The 20304-nt window shown below is 38.3% G+C and carries 14 protein-coding genes; 3 read left to right on the top strand and 11 right to left on the bottom strand.

Annotated elements, in window-relative coordinates:
- Positions 1 to 188 precede the first annotated feature (188 nt).
- The 9 genes from ACOXY8_RS10780 to ACOXY8_RS10740 all read right to left on the bottom strand — a co-directional run bounded on the left by ACOXY8_RS10780 (position 189) and on the right by ACOXY8_RS10740 (position 8462).
- Positions 189 to 1202, bottom strand: a complete 1014-nt coding sequence (locus tag ACOXY8_RS10780) for an LLM class flavin-dependent oxidoreductase (RefSeq protein WP_458331601.1) — start codon at positions 1200 to 1202, stop codon at positions 189 to 191.
- 740 nt (positions 1203 to 1942) lie between these two features.
- Positions 1943 to 2191 carry a GxxExxY protein gene (locus ACOXY8_RS10775; RefSeq protein WP_458331600.1) on the bottom strand — a complete coding sequence of 83 codons (249 nt, stop codon included), beginning with the start codon at positions 2189 to 2191 and terminating at the stop codon, positions 1943 to 1945.
- Positions 2172 to 2321 (bottom strand): GxxExxY protein, encoded by a 150-nt coding sequence (locus ACOXY8_RS10770; RefSeq protein WP_458331599.1) that lies wholly within the window; start codon positions 2319 to 2321, stop codon positions 2172 to 2174. The genes ACOXY8_RS10775 and ACOXY8_RS10770 overlap by 20 nt, the downstream gene beginning before the upstream one ends.
- Before the next feature lie 313 nt (positions 2322 to 2634).
- Positions 2635 to 4563 carry an AAA family ATPase gene (locus ACOXY8_RS10765; protein WP_458331598.1) on the bottom strand — a complete coding sequence of 643 codons (1929 nt, stop codon included), beginning with the start codon at positions 4561 to 4563 and terminating at the stop codon, positions 2635 to 2637.
- Positions 4564 to 4910: 347 nt separating this feature from the next.
- Positions 4911 to 5447 (bottom strand): hypothetical protein, encoded by a 537-nt coding sequence (locus ACOXY8_RS10760; protein ID WP_458331597.1) that lies wholly within the window; start codon positions 5445 to 5447, stop codon positions 4911 to 4913.
- 171 nt (positions 5448 to 5618) lie between these two features.
- Complete coding sequence (locus ACOXY8_RS10755; RefSeq protein WP_458331596.1) at positions 5619 to 6218, bottom strand: DUF4145 domain-containing protein; 600 nt, start codon at positions 6216 to 6218, stop codon at positions 5619 to 5621.
- 187 nt (positions 6219 to 6405) lie between these two features.
- A complete protein-coding gene (locus ACOXY8_RS10750; RefSeq protein WP_458331595.1) occupies positions 6406 to 6786 on the bottom strand; it encodes a hypothetical protein in 381 nt (126 codons plus the stop codon).
- Positions 6783 to 7301 (bottom strand): hypothetical protein, encoded by a 519-nt coding sequence (locus tag ACOXY8_RS10745; protein WP_458331594.1) that lies wholly within the window; start codon positions 7299 to 7301, stop codon positions 6783 to 6785. The genes ACOXY8_RS10750 and ACOXY8_RS10745 overlap by 4 nt, the downstream gene beginning before the upstream one ends.
- Before the next feature lie 168 nt (positions 7302 to 7469).
- Complete coding sequence (locus ACOXY8_RS10740) at positions 7470 to 8462, bottom strand: hypothetical protein (protein WP_458331593.1); 993 nt, start codon at positions 8460 to 8462, stop codon at positions 7470 to 7472.
- 334 nt (positions 8463 to 8796) lie between these two features.
- Here ACOXY8_RS10740 and ACOXY8_RS10735 point away from each other — a divergent pair, with 334 nt between their 5' ends.
- From ACOXY8_RS10735 to ACOXY8_RS10725, 3 genes are all read left to right on the top strand, one after another.
- A complete protein-coding gene (locus ACOXY8_RS10735; protein WP_458331592.1) occupies positions 8797 to 11367 on the top strand; it encodes a M14 family zinc carboxypeptidase in 2571 nt (856 codons plus the stop codon).
- A gap of 74 nt (positions 11368 to 11441) precedes the next feature.
- The gene (locus ACOXY8_RS10730; protein WP_458331591.1) at positions 11442 to 14717 is read left to right on the top strand and encodes a UvrD-helicase domain-containing protein; all 3276 of its coding nucleotides are present in this window, start codon (positions 11442 to 11444) and stop codon (positions 14715 to 14717) included.
- Positions 14695 to 17607, top strand: a complete 2913-nt coding sequence (locus ACOXY8_RS10725) for a PD-(D/E)XK nuclease family protein (RefSeq protein WP_458331590.1) — start codon at positions 14695 to 14697, stop codon at positions 17605 to 17607. Before ACOXY8_RS10730 ends, ACOXY8_RS10725 begins: the two co-directional genes overlap by 23 nt.
- A gap of 1408 nt (positions 17608 to 19015) precedes the next feature.
- Here ACOXY8_RS10725 and ACOXY8_RS10720 read toward each other — a convergent pair.
- On the bottom strand, positions 19016 to 19168 hold the full coding sequence (locus ACOXY8_RS10720; RefSeq protein ID WP_458331589.1) for a lmo0937 family membrane protein: 153 nt from the start codon (positions 19166 to 19168) through the stop codon (positions 19016 to 19018).
- A 42-nt stretch (positions 19169 to 19210) separates the two neighbouring features.
- On the bottom strand, positions 19211 to 19843 hold the full coding sequence (locus ACOXY8_RS10715; protein WP_458331588.1) for a porin family protein: 633 nt from the start codon (positions 19841 to 19843) through the stop codon (positions 19211 to 19213).
- Between the last annotated feature and the right edge of the window lie 461 nt (positions 19844 to 20304).

Here is a 20304-nt window from a genome sequence, read left to right as displayed (position 1 = left end):
AAAATATCTGCATCTACTTTCGCGTTTTCGCAAAGCGTGCCGATCTATTTTCTTTTCTTCCCAATCAATGCAATTAGTCCAATGAGCCCTTCCTTCTAGCTTCCATCAACCATCGGATGACAAATCCTAAAATTAAAACAACATGCTTTGCAAAAGCGCACTAGGGGAGAGATCGGCAATTTTGTTTTTTATTTGTCTTCATTTATTTCAACCATTATTTCTGCAAATAAGCGAACAGATTTTATTCGGTCTTGTATGTCGTACATAGTAGAAACAGCAATCAGTTCATTCACTCCTGTTTGGTCAAGAAATACTTTTACCTGATTTTTTACAGTCTGTTTACTCCCTACAAAAGAGTATTTCAGCATTTGATTTATGGAAGGATGTTGAAATATTTCTTTCAACTCTTCGTCCATTTGGGTTGGCGGCTGTAATGGGTCTCTGGCTCCAGTTAATATACTCATAAACATCCTAATTAAGCTGGTGAATATCCTTTCCGCTTCCTCATCGGTGTCTGCAATATAAACATTGACCCCAGCTATAGTATATGGATGTTTTAGAAATTCAGAAGGCTGAAATTCTTGGTCATAAATTCTTAAAGCATTATGCAAATGGGTTGAAGCAAAGTGACTTGCAAAAGCATAAGGCAACCCCTCTTTTGCTGCCAAATGAGCACTATCTGTACTGGATCCTAATATAAACAATGGTACATTTGTGCCTTCCGCAATGGGGGCCCGTACATTCGAATGCTTGTTTTCTAAGGAAAAGTAATTCTGAATTTTCTTTATTTCACCGGGAAATGAATGTGCTCCCTGCATAAAATCTGATCGTATAGCTTGAGCCGTTTGAGGATCTGTACCTGGCGCCCTGCCGAGACCTAAATCAATGCGATCCGGATACAAATGAGCGAGGGTGCCAAATTGTTCAGCTATGATTAGGGGAGAATGGTTGGGAAGCATAATACCACCCGAACCGACTCTAATGGTATGGGTATTTTCCGCAACGTAGCCGATAAGCAAGGAGGTAGCGCTGCTCCCAATGTTAGCTGAATTATGGTGCTCGGCAAACCAAATGCGTTTATAGTTATTGGCTTCCGCTTCTTTTGCTACTACTAAGGAGTTGTTTAGGGTCTGTTTTATGGTGTGCCCTTGAGAAACAACAGCAAGTTCCAAAATAGAATATGCTATACTTTGATTATTCATTAAGCTAATTTTCGTATGTTTTATTTATTGCAACTTTTCAGAAGCTGAACGCCAGTTTAGATACTACGGTTCTAATGATGCTGCCTATTTCGGTGATGTTGTGCCATTGATTACGTACGGTTCAGACCATGCCACTCTGGGAAAGCGTTTTATACTCGGCTCAAAAAAGAGCTGATATCATAGTCCATCAAAAAATCAGTTTTGATCATAGTTCAGACAAATGAAGTGAAAGCAAATGATTCAAGAAAGCAGAGTATATTGAAGAAATGTTGTTGGAGTTGGAGAGCGGTTGGTTGATGTCAAATTCTATTTTCGAACGACTGAGGCGGGAGGCTCACCTTCGGTCGGTAAAATGATTTGTGCCATTCCTTTATCCCACGGTTGAAACCATGGGCTATGGATATTTAGAAAAAATCTGCTACTGGCGCGTTTTTGCAAAGCATGCCGATCTATTTTCTTTTCTACACAAAATGCTATTAGTCCAATAAACCCTTCCTTCTCGCTTCCATCAACCTTCGGATTACAAATCCTAAAATTAAAACAACACGCTTTGCAAAAGTGCGCTAGGGGATGTGCAGTTACATATTATTGTTAGAATCACGGATTGCCGCAGATTGCACGGATTGCACAGATTTTTTTGATTACTTGAATTTTGACAACCTATTTCAGGACTAGGTAAAATTCAAAATCCGTGAAATCTTTTAATCCGTCTAATCCGTGATTCAGACAGATTCCCTCATTTACAACACCAATCTCTTAAATGTTAAACTCTTACCGCCAAAATTGATAAGTAAACCAACTTCTAGCTTATAGGCTTTAAGGTAATTGAGTACTTGAGCCATATGTACGTCGTCTAATTGAGAAATAGCTTTCAACTCTACTAATACTTTCCCTTCTACCAAGAAGTCGGCTCTTCTAGTGCCAATAGGTTCTTCCATTTCTTTGTAGAAGATTTCTTGTTCTATTTCTCTAGCAAAGTAACCCTGCATTACTCATCTCGTAGGCCAATGCCCTTTGATAAATCACCTCCTGAAACCCATTCCCTAAGAATTTGTGAACTTCAAAAGAGGCTCCAATAACCTTCTCTGTTATTTCTTTATATTTTAATCCATCACCCATGTTCAACAGATACCCAATGAGAAATCGTAATATTCAGACCTAATTTATTGATTTACTTTTTAATTTGGAAGTCTGCCTCATTTTGTCTGAATCACGGATTGCCACAGATTACACGGATTGCACGGATTTTCTTTGATTACTTGAAATTTGTCAACCTGTTTTAGGACTCGTGAGACTAGATAATCCGTGAAATCTTTTAATCCGTCTAATCCGTGGTTCAGACAATTAAGCTTAGAAATTGAGAGGTTCACTAAAGGTTCTATTTGAGGTTTAGAGGTTGTTTTTACCTAATCGACTGGAGTATAGTGCTTTTTTATTTCTTTCCAAATAGTTTGTTGTACCATTTCAAGCTAATAAGTCGTTGTATTTCAGTGTTATTGGCTTTAATTTCTTCCTTTTTAGCAGCTAAGTCAGATTCCGTATATTTTAACTTTGATTCAAGTAGACTGGAATGTTTTTGTGATTCAGATAGATTGTTCTCTAAGTTCTTAAGTTTCTTTTTGAGTCGCTCGTTTTCGGTTTCAAACTCTCTCGTTTTATTCAAGAGTAGTTCAAGCGAAGAGTTCTGTTCCTTGATTTTCTGTGCTTTTTTGGAATTTTCTTGAGATAATGCTTCAACCTTTTCTTGAGCTTCTTCAATATCTTCTTTTAATTGATTTTGCTCTTCGAGGGAAATTTTGAACTTCTCTTGAAAGCTCAATAATCTTGCGCATTGAGTAACTACAAATCGTTCAAAGTTATCCGTATCAATGTCGTTACGAAACTTTAATGCTTGCTTAAAGTAGTCAAAAGACGACTTGATACTTCCTTTAATAAATTGTTCTCTTGCCTTCTTATAGTAAAAATCAGCTTTACCAGTATTTAACTGTTCTGTTATTAAGGTTCCTGGCGTTTCGTTTTGAGCGAATTCTAAAACTTGTGGGTCAGTCTTAATAGCAAACTGGTTAAGTTGAGTTTTAAGCTGTAATCCGCTAAAAGAAGTACATCGGCTTAACGCAACATAAACTTGTCCCGGTGCAAAAGCTCTACCTAAGTCTGCAATTACTTTTTCAAAAGTTAAACCTTGACTTTTATGTACTGTAATTGCCCAAGCTAAACGAATTGGAAATTGCTCGAAAGTGCCGATAATTTCTTCTTCAACTTTCTTTTTTTCCTTATTGTAAGTGTATTGGATATTATTCCAAACGGTACGTTCTACTTCAACTTCCGATTCGTTATCGAATACAACGGTTATTGATTTTTCTTCAAGTTCTTTTATTTTTCCAATTTTCCCATTGAAGTAGCGTTTAAAATTTCCTGTGTCGTTTTTGATAAACATAATTTGAGCACCACACTTTAATTTCAAAAAATGGTCTGTTGGCTTGTGCTTATCAGGAAACTCTCCTGTAACATTTGCTTCAAATGTGAAAAGTGGTGTTTCAAGTTGGTTTAACTTAGTTAGATTGGTGTCATTAACAATATTGTTATGTGTCGCCAAAATTATATAATCACTACCATTACCTGAAAATGTGGGATTGTATTTGGAGTTGAGAGTTCTAAAGTCCGCTTGACTAACTTGATTAACTCTAACACGATTCAGTAGGTCTATAAATTCCTGTTCATTTTGTCTGTATATTTTCTTTAGTTCAATGTAGAGTGGTGTGTTTTGCTCAATCACTTTTGAGCTAAAAAAGAAAGGTGTTTTATAAAACTGGGACAAAATTGCCCATTGTTCATTATCAGCTATAGGCGGAAGTTGGAAGGTATCACCAATCAATATTACTTGAACTCCACCAAATGGTAAATATGGTTTTCGTCTAAACACTCTGAGAATTCGGTCAATTACATCAAGCATATCAGCTCGAACCATTGAAATTTCATCAATGATCAAGAGATCAAGGTTTTCTAAAATCTTCTTTTTGTCTTCACGATAGCGGAAAGTCGTAAAGATTGTTTCTCTGTTTTCCGTTCCTATTGCACTTGTTCTCAATCTTGAATCGTCAGGAACAAATGGTCCGAAAGGAATCTGAAAAAAAGAGTGAATAGTAACGCCACCTGCATTTATTGCAGCAACTCCTGTAGGTGCGAGAATTACTGTGTTCTTGTCGGTGGTGTTTTTGATATATTTTAGAAAAGTCGTCTTACCCGTTCCTGCTTTTCCTGTCAAGTAAACAAGTTTGTCAGTATGTCGAACAAATTCAGCAGCATTGTTGAATTCGACATTGTTTTTATCAAGTTCTATGTTGTCTACTTTTACAGCCATTTTTTTAGTTTCTGACTAACATAAATAAATAACCATTAAATCTGGCTAATTTCAAGAGCTAAGTTTTCAATAGTGAGTCCGAATTTATTGATTTCCTTTTTAATATGGAAGCCAGCCTCATTTTGTCAGAATCACGGATTGCAGCAGATTACACGGATGACACAGATTTTTTTGATTACTCGGAACCTATAAACCCATTTCAGGACTAGATAGACGACACAATCCGTGAAATCTTTTTATCCGTCTAATCCGTGTTTCAGACAATTAAGAGGTTCAGACACGGTTCTGTGAAAGATTTTAAAGGTGGGATTCCCCTTTGCCTACTCGACTATTTCTTGTAGGGCGAATCATCCATTTAATAGTTTATTATCATTAAATGTTTCAATAAGTAAATCAAATACTTTGTCTGTTACTGTGCCAAATCCAGCATCAACTAGCTTACCTTTCAACATCTGTTTCCAATCTTTTTTACCAAGAACATTAAGTAATTTCTTTAAAGTCTCAAGTTCATCCATCAAATCATCATAGGTAATTTGTTGCCCGACTTCAATCTTTTTTAATTTTTCTGAAAATTCGTCGAGCTTACTGTTAATTGTCTCTCTTTCTTCTATTTCAATTGGGTCGTTAGGCTCGTAAATTAAAGTATTGAGATCTTCTATGTATTCAACTCCTTTTGAAGTTATCTCGGCATGAGTTCCATCCTTAGTCGCTATTATCTTGAGGAATCCAACATCTGCCAATGCCTGAGCGATGCTATATGCTTCATGTCTATTTGTTTGACCCAATCCTCCTATTAGGATTTCCTCCACATCATAATATTTGCCATCAAACCTTTTTGCGTAGAGTGATTTGAGGAGAATATTTTTTTTGTCTTTGATTTTCATTGTTTTAAATTATTTCACTGGTGCACTTTTTCAAAGCGTGTCGATCTATTTTTTTTTACGCAATCAAAGCTTTTTGCGACATTAATTCCTTATCGAGTACATCAATCTCTGGATTACAAACCCTACAATTAGATGATTACGCTTTGCAAAAATGCGCTAAAGGATAGGCTTTTATTCAACTTTAGCCTTTTCAATTCCTTGTTGTACTCTTGAGGGCATTACGAACAGAAACTGTGCAAGTGCTAAAGTAAAATCGATTGTTATTTGGGCTTCTTTTTCTGTTGGTAAACCAACTGATTCATCGGCATGTCTTTGGTAATTAGCGTCAAGTCTGACTTCATGAGCCCATTCAGCCATTTCATTAGTTATTAAATGGTCTTCAACTGCTTTGTTAATTCTGTTGTAAAGTGAACCATCTTTGTATCCTTTCTCCTTTAACATAGCATCAACAGAGCTAGCTGAAAGCATAATTGAACCAGCCGGAGCATGAAGGCTATAAATTGCTTGATCCAAATAAGCTTTTGCCCTATCAGGTATAGAACTGTCAAGAGAAATAGCATTAGGAAACATTTGATGTATTTCATGGTTATATTGACGTGCCCATGCTGTAGTCACACCACCACATCTTTGGCAAGAATAAGTCACCCATATTCTCTGATTTGAGCCATTGAAGCTTTGAGTACTAAATCTAGTAGCCTCTGTCAAATTTGGGTTGTCAACATTACAATGAGGACATCTCTTAATAATCAAATTACTTTCTAGCCTTGGCATAGGGTTTTTATTTTAAGCTTACTACGATTCACAACTATCACAATTTTGCAAAGCTTGTCAATCTATTTCTTTTCAATACAATCAATGCTATTTTCGACATCAATCCTATTTATCGCATATCAACCTCTGCATTACAAATCCTGCAATTAAAAGGGCATCCTTAGTCAAAGTGCTTTCTAGGCAATTATTATAATTCACCATTATCAAATTGGTCAAAAAATTTATCAATTCCAGAAGATTTTATTTGAACTATATTATATAAATCACTCAATTCACGCATAAAAAAAGGAAAACTCCATAAATTATTTTCATAATCATCAACGAATTCCAGCTTAAAAAAAACCTTATCTTGAAATTCAAATTCATCAACCTGAACAGGTTCACTATATTTATATATTCGCAAGTATTTTTCTAGGTATTTAGCTTCATACACTTTACCAATTAAATTTTGTTCACCTTCCAATGAATTAATTCTTTTTGAAGAACTAATAGTCCATTCAACTTTTCCTGATTTTGAGTCTTTAATCAAAAGACCTAAAAATTTTGATATTTTGTTTTGTGGGATCATTTTATTAAAGCTTTTTTATCAAGTTTAACCTCTTCAATACGATTGTAATTTTCATTAATTAAAATATAAAGATTTAACAATCGCTTGTTTGTCGACATATTTGATACAAAAAATTTATATTGAAAAACTATTCTATCACATACAGTAGGACTTTCAATATTTGTTTGATAAAAATCGTGATTTTTCAACTTTTCAATTTTCGCTATTATTTTCACAGTCTTTTGTCTTGCATTCTTATCACTCAGTTTAGGTAAAAGACTTTCAAATGCAGCTAATTCTTTTACAAGAATTTCTTTGATTCTAATTTCATTCGTTTTAACATCAGAAATATTACTAATCAATTCACTCTGAAGTTTATCAATATCAGTAAGATACTTAGTAATTCTCCTGTCAAATAAGTTGCTAAATTGTATCCGTTTAACTTCGTTACTAACAATATACGCAATGATTAAGGTGACTATAGAGATTATAAGTCCAGCTATTGATGAAATATTTCCAATATCAGATAAATCCATAGTTCATTACTTTTTTCTTGGTATTTATAACCTCGTATGTTTTAAGGCCGCTAAAAAACGATTTCAAAGCACTTCACTGCCTCGAGCAGAATTTTGATGGGAGCACAATGCTTTATTAACCACTGAACTGGAAATTTTGCAGAGGAGCTGTTCGCCCATGGTGTTTTATTAGTTAGTGTCATTGTTAGTAGGAAATAAATTTAGTTGTTGTTTCTCTGCTTCATTATTCTTTCTGTTAGTCCTGCCTTCTGGCGTTTCAATTGGCTTGTCGTTTTCAAAGTAATGATTTACTCTGTAAACTTCAATGTTTATGATTTTCTCAATTCCTTCGTTATCAATTTTTTTCTTAATTATTAGACTACAATTTATTGAGGTTCCATTTTTAAATTGAATATCACCCTTTTGAACTAATTCCTTAAACTCTTTTGATTTCATGCTAAATGGAACAGGTTCGCCTTTATAAATACCCATCCACTTATATGTTCCTTTTTTAAGGACTGGAGAGATGATTTCAATTACAACGTCATCAAGTACTTCGGGTTCAAGTTCGTCTGTTACTAGAATGAACTCTTTAAAAATTGCTCTGGGGACGGTTTGTTCTTCGATAGGTTTTTTATTGTTGGCTGTAAGAGTAAATGTTACTTTTTCAACCTTTTTGTATTTGTCTAGTGAGTTGTAAAAGTTTGATTTTTTTTTCTTTACCACATTGTTTCCGTCAAGTGTTTGAATGTTGTAACCTGTTTCTTGTTTTAATTTTTCAATTTCAAATTTTAGTTTTTGTTTCTCTAGGTATATTAACTCAGGATCTTCAAATATTTTTTCGATTGCTTTTTCTGTGAGCTTTGATATTGTTGTTGAAAGTGGTGTTACAAGTATAGTTGTTAGTAGAGCAGTAACAACTGCAGTAGTTATTGTCGCTTTTTTATTCTCTTCTCTAGAAGCGAGTTTGAACCAACGCCTAAGTCCACCATTTTCTAATGGTTTAGTCTCAATAATGATTTCAATTTTGAATGTGCTTGAAATCTCTTTTAAAATACCTAAAAGCTCATATTCGCATCTATTTTGAATAAATGCGTCCATTAAATGAGTATTGTCATTGAACCAATAATGAACTTCAACAGAGTTCAAGTCAAATATTGATGTTTTTTTCTCAATACTCATTTATTTTCTTTGTCTAAATTGTTGTTTACACTTGCGGCCAGCATTTATGTCTAAAAAATCTTTACTTGCATCTGCCTTCGATTTGGAGGAATATCTGAACCCGTTTCCTATCTCCCCTTCGCCACAAGCCATATCACTAAATTCATCCTCGTTTCCTCATAAACATAAGCCATTCCCTTCAATTATCCAATTATTCTGAATTTTCATAATGAAGCCAAAATTTAAACCCTCAATATATTCCCGCACCCCACAAAATTCCCCTTTCATACTTGCATGCATCCTAATATCTTTCCAACTTATTCCCTAATCCAATCCTAACCTTAAAATACCAAATATGAAGAGATTATTTACTTCAGCATTTGTAATGGTAGCCCTATTCATTTTTTCCCTCCCGCTACACTTACATGCACAAAATGCCTATTTCTACCCTGAAGGAACGCAGCTCAATGCGCAGATTCCTTCTCCCGCAGATTTCCTTGGATATGAAGTGGGCGAATGGCACACCCGCCACGATCGCATCGTTTCTTATTTTCAAGAATTAGCGCGAGTTTCCGATAAGGCTACTTTTCAAATCATTGGCTATACCAATGAAAGAAGACCTCAAGTAGTTTTGACCATCACCTCGCCTGCCAATCATGCTCGATTAGAGGAAATCAGGCTGAATCATTTGAAGCTTTCCAAGCCCGATCAGGCGCCGAGCAGTTTTGAGAATATGCCTTCCATTATCCTACTAGGGCATAATGTGCATGGCAATGAATCTTCAGGTGCTGAAGCAGCCATGCTCGAAGCCTACTATTACATAGCCAATGAAGACCCAACGGTACAGTCTTATTTGGATGAAGCGGTAATTATGATCGATCCAAGTTTCAATCCTGATGGTCGCGATCGCCATGCCAACTGGGCGAATATGCACAAGGGTTTCCCACCTGTGGCTGATCCTGTTGATAGAGAGCATAATGAAGTGTGGCCGGGTGGCAGAACCAACCATTATTGGTTCGACTTGAACCGTGATTGGTTTCCGTTAGCGCATGTTGAGAGCCAAAATAGAGTAGCCTTCTTCCATAAATGGAGACCAAATCTATTAACGGATTACCATGAAATGGGCACCAATAGCACCTATTTCTTCGAGCCTACAAAACCTTACGGATCTGAAAATCCGGTAGTGCCAAGAAGTAATTACGATGTGTTGAATGTCGTTCTTGCAGACTATTTCGCGGAGTCATTGGACGAAATCGGTTCGCTATATTTCACTAAAGAGCAGTATGACAATAGCTACGTGGGTTATGGATCGACCTACCCGGATATTCATGGCGGCCTCGGTTTGGTATTCGAGCAGGCAAGCTCTCGTGGACATGTACAGTCGAGTAGTACGGGCGATGTGACTTTTGCATTTACCATTCGCAACCAGCTAAGAACGGCTCTTGCCACAGTAAGAGGTACGGTTGAAAATAAGGAGCTATTTCACCAACACATGGTCGATTTCTTTGCTTCAGCCATCACGGAGGCAAATGCAAGTCCCATCAAAGGCTATGTTTTTGGTGATAAAGATGATAAGGGCAAAACCAGCCGCTTTTTGAAGCTATTGCAAGATCATCAGATAGAGATTTACGAATTAGAAAGAGATTATTCAGCCAACAACAAGCAATTTAAACAAGGTGAAGGCTATTTTGTGCCCACTAGCCAAACGCAATATCGCATGGTACGCTCCGTATTTGAGGATGTGACTACTTTTTACGACAGCATTTTTTATGATGCGTCGTCTTGGAGCATGGCCAATTCCTACAATATGCCTTATGCAGAAGTAACCGGCACGGCATTGGCAAAAAGTCAACCCTATGTACATACACCTCCCGCACGTACGGCAGTTACCAAAACGAATTATGCCTACCTTTTTGAGTGGAAAGACTACAATGCACCAATGGCTTTGCGGATTTTACAGGATTATGGAGTTATCGCTCAGGTGGCTACAAAGCCACTGAAAGTGAAGACGATGAAAGATGAAGAATTTGACTTTGGCTATGGCTCAATAAGCATACCTGTTCAAGTTCAAAACATGACGCCTGATCAATTGCATCAAATTGTGCAGTTTGCATCAGACGAAGCTAACGTTCCCGTACATTCGGTGGCGGGAGGATATAGTCTGCAAGGCGTTGATCTAGGCAGTGGCAGTGTCGTAACCTTACAGCGCCCCAAAGTGCTGATGGTAATTGGTAGCGGAGCTTCATCCACCGAGGCTGGAGAAATATGGCATTTGATGGACACCAAATTAGGCATGCCGATCACAAAAGTAGATTCAGATCAGCTTGGACGTGTTTCTTGGGACAATTACAATACACTAATATTGGTTTCTGGCAATTACAATTTTGGCGAATCCACCACCAATCGCTTAAAACAATGGGTACGCGATGGCGGCAACATCATTGGTGTACGTTCTGCTGTTACATGGTTATCCTCCAATGGCTTCGGCACTTTAGAAAGAGTAGATGGACCCAATGCGCCAATGCCAGATAGAATCGACTATGCTGAGTCACGCGAATATCGTGGATCACAATCTGTCGGCGGTTCCATGTATGCTACGGATTTAGATATCAGCCATCCATTAGCCTATGGCTATACTAGAAGATATTTGCCGGTATATCGCAATCATACCAATTTCATCAAGCCTGCGAGCAATCCTTTCAATACAGTAGCAAAATATACTGATTCGCCGCTATTGAGTGGATATATTTCAGCTGCGAATTTGGAAAAGGTAAAGGGTTCTGCCTCACTTCTGGTAAGTAGTTTCGGCCGCGGGAATGTAATTTCATTTGTAGATAATCCAAACTTCAGAGGAACTTGGTTTGGTACGAATAAGCTGTTTTTCAATGCCATATTCTTTGGAAGTGTCATCAACGGCAATCCTTGATGCCTAATGAAAAAGCCATCGTCTAGCATACATAGATGATGGCTTTTTCTTTTCTCTTTATATAAATCTCCTTTATGACCGCTCCTTTCAAAATTTATAAATCCTCTGCAGGTTCGGGCAAAACCTACACCTTGGCACTCGATTATATTGCTTTAGCCTTGAGGGAGCCGAGCTATTACAAATCCATACTGGCGGTGACTTTCACCAACAAAGCCATGCAGGAAATGAAAGGAAGAATCATCGAGTTTTTGGATAAGCTAGCCAAGGGAGAAGATAATACACTAGAGAAGGAAATTGTAAAAAGAACAGACTTCGACCCTACAGATATCAGAGTACGAGCAGGAGCGACGCTTTCTGCTATTTTGCATGGCTATTCAGGCTTTGCAGTCAAAACCATCGATAGTTTTTTTCAGCAAGTATTGCGGGCATTTACCCGCGAGCTGGGTCTGCAAGGTGATTTCGAATTAGAGCTGGATTCCAATAAAGTGATTGAAGCTGCCATCGATAAACTTTTGCTCGATTTGGGGAAAGACCAAGACCTAACAAATTGGCTGGTGGACTTTGTGAAAGACCGAATTGAGAATGATAAAAAATACGATGTAAAGGAAGAAATACGAACTCTGGCCAATGAAATTCATAAGGAAGAGTTCGGATATTATCAGAGAACGCTAGAGAAGCTGGCTGGAAAACCGAGCGTCCGAAAGTTTCAAAACAAGCTGTTTCAGCAGAGAAATGCGCTAGAAACGGAGATGGAAAGACGTGGTAAGGAAGCTATGCAGCGAATCGAAAGTGCAGGCTTTGGTCTAGATGATTTTAGTTATGGTAAAGGCGGCGTTGCAGGTTTTTTTGATAAATGGGCAAACGGAGATTTCGCAGCACCAGGCGCAAGAGTCTTATCTGCCGCTGATGGAAATGGTTGGTACAAAAAGGCTTCTCCACATGCCAATGCGATTCAGCAGCTAGCAGATGATTTTCTGCAAGGTCATTTGATTGGAATGATCGAGTTTTACGCAGAAAATAACCCCAAACTAGTTAGCATAAATAGCATCCTCAAAGACTTCTATTCCTTTGGAGTGATTCTGAAATTACTAAGCAAAATTCAGGAATATAAGCAAGAAGAAGACATACTACTATTGGCCGATACTCCACCATTGATACGGGAGATTATTGGTGAAAATCCAACACCATTTATCTATGAAAAAGTTGGGACAAAGTTTCAACACTATCTGATCGATGAGTTTCAAGATACTTCGGCTTTGCAATGGGAGAATTTCAAGCCATTAGTCACCAATAGTATCGCCGATGGTTCCGAAGGGCTAGTGGTAGGTGATGTGAAGCAATCTATCTATCGCTGGAGAGGAGGAGATTGGAAATTGTTGCTTGAAAAAGTAGAAGCCGATATTGGTAAAGGATTTTACGAAATTGAGAATCTAGAAACCAACTGGCGCAGTCTCGAAAATGTAATTGATTTCAACAACCAGCTTTATGCCGTCAGCCCTGATATTGTTAAGAGCTTGGTGAATTCACCCAATCCTGAGAACGAGGATATCATAACGCGTGCCTATGCGAGTGCCCAACAAACAGCTTCGCCAAATGCCATAAAAAATAAGAACAAAGGAGCCGTAGCCATCCGGTTTTTCGAAGCGGAAGAAGATGGGAATGGCGAACTAAATGGCTGGAAAGAACTGGCAAAGTTAAACCTGATAAGCCAATTAATAGAATTGCAAGACAAGGGCCATGCGCTCAAAGATATTGCTTTGCTGGTTCGCAATAATAGTGAAGGCAATGAACTGATCAACTATCTACTCAACTACCAAGCTGGTCTGGAGGAGAGCAAATACCGCTTTGATGTGATTTCTAAAGAGGCCTTGGCTATTCGTGACGCGCAAGTAGTGCAATGTATTATCCATGCCATGAGCTATATCCACAACGAGGATGATACCATTTCACTCGCTGCCTTGGTCAACACACGATTAAGGCTTTTGACCAATACCGCCAGCACTTGGTCGCCAAGTAATATCGATCAACTAAAAGCCGATTTACCTCCCGCTTTCATCAATTCCATTGATACACTAGGTAAGTATTCTGTATATGAACTCAGCGAACAGCTTATTGAAATTCTGGGTCTGAAGATCAAAACGCAATTTGCCTATTTACAATCCTTTTTGGATGCCGTTTTGGCCTTCGAAAAAAACAATGTATCAGACCTCAAAGGTTTCTTGGATTGGTGGCACTTAGAAGGACATAAAAAATCGGTAATTATCTCGGATGAGCAGGATGCGATTCGGGTTTTGACCATTCATAAATCGAAAGGACTACAATTTCCGGTAGTAATTATCCCTTATGCAAATTGGCGATTAGATCATTTCACAGGAGGCAATTTTCGCAACTTCCTTTGGATCGATAAGGAAGCAAATGGACTGCTGAATATGCGGGAGGGGGAAGAGGAAATCGCTATCCCGGTGCCGATCAATTATACCTCTAATTTGGCGAATTCAACCTTTGCCGAGGAATATTGGAAGGAGAAAACACAGGCTTTTATGGACAATCTTAATATGCTGTATGTAGCCACTACTCGCGCCGAAAACGCCTTGTATATAAGTGCGGCCAAGCCCAAATTCAATAAGGATGGTGCCTATAGCATCAATGATGTGGGTACGCTATTGTACGATTGCCTATTCAATAGTCAAGCTAATTGGAAGAGTGATAATGCCGACATTGTGATAGATACGGAAAGCTCATTTTTCCAATGGGGCAAGTTAGAGAATGCTAAAATATTGGACAAGAACGTAGGAATTCAATCAGACGAATATCGATTATCAAATATTAACGATTTTCCGATTCATCCTTGGCAGGAGAGAATACGACTTCGATCCAGACACAAAGCTTTACAATACGCAAATATTCCCGAAGCCGAAGAACGTCGTAAATATGGCGTATTGCTACATGATCTTATGGCCGAAATCCAAAGCTTGCAAGATGTCGAAGGCGCCATATTGCGATTTCAATTCGAAGGCCGGATAAATGAAGGCGAAAAGCACAAACTCCATCAATTATTCGAGCAATTACTGGCCGATCCACAAATCAAATCATGGTTCGATAGTGATTGGGAAATCCGTAACGAAAGTCCTGTGTTAAGTCCCAATGGCAATAGCAGTCGTCCGGATAGGGTCATGCTCAAAGATGGAATGGCCCAAGTAATCGATTTTAAAACAGGTCTCGAAAAGAATGAAGACAAACTCCAAGTGGCAAGTTATATGGCGCTGCTCAGCTCTATGGGTTATCATGATGTGAAAGGCTTTGTGCTTTATACCGATTCACAAAAAATTGAGGAGGTACACAATGGCTGATTTTCTGGAAGATTTAGCAAAGGAATTAGTCGCAGCAAAAGGCGATCAAATGCATGAAGTATGCATCGTATTTCCTAATCGACGCGCCGGTTTATTCTTTCGCAGGCATTTGGCCAAATTGATAGATAAACCCGTATGGGAGCCAAGAATCATCAGTTTCGAGGATTTTGTGCAAGAGCAATCGGGCTTACAAGTCCCCGATCAGCTTACCTTGATTTTGGAACTGTACAAGATTTTCCAAAAGCGCCTGCCCAAAGGATCGGAACGCTTAGATCGCTTTTACTTCTGGGGCGAAATGCTGCTCAAAGATTTCGATGAAATTGATAAGTATTTGGTAGATGCAGCGCATTTATTCAAAATCCTCTATCGCCAGAAAGAGCTAGATATCAGTTTTGCGGAATTTAGTGAGGAGCATCAGCGACTGATTAAAGCTTTCTGGGAACAATTTGGCGAGCAACTTTCTACTCATCAACAAAAATTCCTCGAACTTTGGGAGGCTTTAACAGCGATTTATCAGGATTTTAATGTGACGCTTGCCAAAGCGGGATTGGGCTATCCCGGAGCACTTATCCGCCAGGTAGTAGATCAGCTCGAAAGCAATAATTGGGATAGCAAACGCAGCTATTGGTTTGCAGGCTTCAATGCATTGACTCCTGCTGAAGAAAAGATTATTGGCTATTTGCTGGAAACTGATAGAGCGAGAATTTTTTGGGATGCAGATCATTATTACCTCAATAAGGACAATCACGAGGCTGGATATTTCCTTAGAAAATACAGAAATAGAGCTCCGTTTGACGTCACTTTTCCTGCCCATTTACCCAATCGATTTGCAGAGGGCAAAATGCTCCATCGCATAGCTGTTCCTTTAGAAGTGGGACAAGTGAAAAAAGCAGGTGAACTGTTAACAGAAATATGCCAATTGCCGGATTTTGTGCCTGAGCGTACTGTCGTGGTATTGCCGGATGAGCGACTGCTAATGCCTATTTTACAGTCCCTCCCGCCACAAATTGAGCAATTCAATGTCACCATGGGTTTCCCACTCAAAGCTTCCTCCATTCATAGCTTTTTGGAGCATTTGCTTATCATGTATCAGTTCGCCGATGGCAAAGACGAAAAGCACCATTTTTATCATCAGCATGTCCGTTCAATTCTGGCGCATCCGGTGTTGAAAGGGTTGTATCCGTCCTATTCCAAAGAGAAACTGGATGGGATACTAAAGGATAATTTGATAAGAATAAAGGCTGTAGAATTACGGGATGACCAAGCGGTATTGAAGCTGCTTTTTGCCGAACTCCAAGACGAGCATATTTTCGAGCATATTCAAGATATTCTTTTGGCACTTTATGCCGAAATGAATGAGCGGGAGGATTATCAGCTCAATCAGATTGATGGAGAATGCATTTACCATTTCTACACACAGATAAAGCGCTTGCAAGATGTATTTGTAGAAAGCAAAATGAAGATTGATTTGAATGGCTTTTTAATGCTTTTCCGTCAGTTTGCTAAATCGATAAGATTGCCGTTTCAAGGAGAACCACTGCTGGGCTTGCAGATAATGGGTGTGCTGGAAACTCGTTTGCTCGATTTTGATCGGATTATCCTGTTATCGATGAATGAAGGTGTATTACCTCCCGCCTCAAGCCAAAGCTCATTTGTGCCATATAATCTGCGAAAGGCATTCGACATGCCGACGCCGGAGCATAAGGACGCCATTTCATCGTATCATTTTTACCGTCTAATGCAGCGTGCCAATGAGGTATATGCTTTTTACAATACCGAAGTCGAAGGCGGTATTAGTAAAGGCGAAAAGAGCCGTTTTCTGCTTCAAATGGAAATGGAAGGCTTACTCAAAGGCAAGGTTTTTCAATTGGGCAATAGCATCAGACTGGCAGGCGCATCGGTGATAGAGGTACCAAAGGATGAGCAAAGTATGCGTGTGTTGCGAAATTATTTGACCCGAGGAGGAAACTCAGCAAGTCTTTCGGCATCCGCACTCAATACGTATCTGGATTGCCGATTGCGATTCTACTTCAAATATATTTTGAAATTGAATGAGGTTGAGGATATTCAGGAAGAAATTGACCCGATGGTATTTGGGAATATCCTTCATGAGACGATGGAGGATTTGTATGTGGAGATTCAGCAGCGAAATAATCGACCGACTATTGAGCGGGAGGATTTTGCTTCGCTACGTAAAATATATCCTTCATTGCTAAGATCAAGGTTTGCAAAGGCCTTCAATTGGGAGATAAATGAGTTGGACGAAAAACTCACGGGCAATAATCATTTGGCTTATGTTGCCTTAGATAATTACATTGCTAATCTGATTGCTTTTGATGAGCAGCAGGCACCATTTACCATTTTGGCACTGGAGTCGGGTCGCAAAAAAGACGATCCCATGCCTTTTGGCTTTGCGGTGAATGGAAAACAGGAGCTTGCTTATATCAATGGCTCAATCGATCGTTTTGATGAAAAGGATGGAGTGATGAGGGTGCTAGATTATAAAACAGGAAGAGCAGATGTGAAATTCACTACTGTAGCTAGCCTGACGGATCGTGAGGATAAGAATAGAAATAAAGCGGTGTTTCAAACGCTGATTTATGCATTGCTTATTGAAAGCATGGATACTTATTCAAAGGAGAAACCACTTCAAACAGGTGTAATTACTACCAGAAGTCTTACAGATTCGATAATAAAAATGTCTGATGAGAAAGACATTAGACCCAATTACAATGAAGTAAAGGATGTAAGGGAAATTTTACCGGAGTTCAGGGAAGGGTTACAGCAATTACTGGCTGATTTGTTCAACCCACAGCAAAGCTGGAATCAAGTAGAGGATCCCAAGAAATGCGAATACTGCCCCTACAATGTTATTTGTCAGAAGGCTTAGGATAGATTAAAAATAATTGTACAACTGGCTGTTTGCCCTTCATACTGGTTCATGCTGGCGCATGCGTGCCACGTGTGACTATTGCATATAAACAACTGAAATTCAACTATATGATGAAATTATTAAAACAACTTTTTGTATTAAATAGATTGCAATTTCTAATAGTGAAAACTACAGATAAACTCATCTTTTACGTTCTTTTGCCTTGATGCCAAAGAACCAAAAAATCAAGGCTGAGGATCTTTTCCCTAAAATATGTTCCACAAATAGGCGATTCAAAGAAAACGCTGCGCTCAAACAGTCTTTGAATCAAGAAAGCCTATTTATTCCTCATATTTCTTAACGGGAAAATCTCCTAGGCCGAAGTAAGAAGAAGAAAGAGAAAAAAAAGACCAATGAGGAATGGCTGTTTGCGGGCTGGAAAACAAAAAGGCGAGCCAGCCTGCCGACCGAATGTGGGCGCAGGCCTTGCGAGAGGAAGCTTCTTTTTGTCTAGACTTTTTTGGTTACGTTTTGTGGCAATGACAAAAAGTAACAAGAAAAATTCCAAATAGTATTGAAAATCAATGGCTAGAAGAAGATTGTAAGTAACTATTTGTATTAAAAAAAGCGCAATGCATAATAGCGAACTTGATAGCTAAACTATACCTTTCCTTTCTTTTGTCTTGACACAAAAGAAACAAAAAGTCAAGCCTGCCTGACGGTAGGCAGGGCTGAGGATCTTTTTCCTAAAATATGCTACATAAATAGGCGACCCAAAGAAAACGCTGCGCTCAAACAGTCTTTGAATCAAGAAAGCCTATTTATTACACATATTTCTTAATGGGGAAATCTCCTAGGCCGAAGTAAGAAGAAGAAAGAGAAAAAAAGACCAATGAGGAATGGCTGTTTGTGGGTGGGAGGACAAAAAGGCGGGCCGGCGTTGGCCTTGTGCGAGGAAGCTTCTTTTTGTCTAGACTTTTTTGTTTCTTTTTGTGGCAATGACAAAAAGAAAAGAGAAAACTTCCAAATGTTGTTGAAATCTAACGACTTGAATAAATTCATAAACAACTCTTTGTGTTGAAAAGAGTGCGATGCGTAATATCGAATTTATTAGCTAAACTCTTTTTTTCTCTTCTTTTGTCTTGATGCCAAAGAACCAAAAAATCCCACCAAAGGTCGGCAGACCCACCTACGGTCGGTGAACAAGGCTGAGGATCTTTTCCCTAAAATATGTTCCATAAATAGGCGACCCAAAGAAAACGCTGTGCACAAACAGTCTTTGGCTCAAGAAAGCCTATTTATTCCACCTATTTCTTAACGGGAAAATTTCCTAGGCCAATTGGGAAGAAGAAATAGAAAATAAAAAAGCCGGAGACTAAGATTTGAATCTTAATACTCCGGCTTATAAAATGTTGAATTAGATTATCTAAACGCGTCTTCCGCTAATGAGTCTTAATAAAATTGCAATAATTGCAATTACTAAGAGTACGTGAATAATACCAGTCATGCTGTAGGCAAAAAAGCCAACTAACCAGCCAATGATTAAAATTACGGCGATTAAATAAAGTAGATTTCCCATGGTTAAATTATTTTAGAGTTTGTTATTCAGTAAGATAATTAATTAAAACCAAAGACCAAAAGTCATTTGTAGCCACTGGTTCTTATAGCGAGGATCATTTGAAGTGCCATCGCCATTATTTTGAGATAGATCCCAACCCGCTCTTATCCCGAAGGTTGCAGGGTTCAAGTTGACATCAATACCGCCAACTACACCAAGAAGGTTTTTGCGTAGATCATCATTCTCAAATTCTTGTTCTTGCTCTGTAGATAATCCCCCGCCAGTAAATTTGTTATTTGATTGAACCAAATAGGAAAATTGAGGCCCTGCCACGATTGAAATCATGCTACTTGGCTTAATTTGCAATTGTAAAGGGATGTCAATGTGGTGCGTGGTTCTAGAGTATTCGTAAGAAGTACCTAAAAAAGTACCTGAACCTTCGAAACCTTTTTGCGAATATAATACTTCCGGCTGAAAGCCAAATGTTGAGCCTAATGGAATGGCCATTATAGCACCTACAGCTAGACCAAATCTTCCGTCAGCCACAAAATCGTCACCTTGACTGTCGTAAACATTAGCATAGTTGAAACCTGCTTTTACTCCTAGCTTAAAATTATTGCGAGTATCGTCTTGCGCAAAAATTGAAGTGCTTACAAATACCAATAAAATGGTAGATACAAAAAATAGGTTTTTCATAGTTTTAAAAATTATTTGAATTGAAAAATATAATTAAAAAATTAAGTCCGTTGGTTTTAGACTACGATAGATATGATGCAAAAAGGGTTCCAGAAAATTAATTTACTGATTTTCAGAAAATTAATATTGTGGGTTTCGATCTTTATCAGGGCATTAAGCTTAAACCATTAATGTTGATTGTAGATTGGGTAATGGCTTTAAACCTATTTTTTTTAATTTAAGATATTGTGTCAGATGCGCTAACTGATTGAATTTGCCCGAATGGGTTGTACCCACTATTTCATTATAAATGAATAGTCAATTTAAATTTTGGATTTAAACCTAAATTTCATCACAATCGGATTGTCTACGTCTTTGGCATCTTTCAGCGTATTATACAGGTTCATATCAATGCTTTTTAACCCTTCCAGAAAAGTGTCTTTTTCTATACGATGTAAGTAATCAAGTCCTTCTTGAGTAGA

This window comes from Peijinzhouia sedimentorum, from assembly GCF_049340005.1.
Taxonomy (GTDB): Bacteria; Bacteroidota; Bacteroidia; order Cytophagales; family Cyclobacteriaceae; genus CAXBDP01.
The sequence above is the reverse complement of the archived record's forward strand: the minus strand, read 5'-3'. Positions and strand labels throughout refer to the sequence as shown.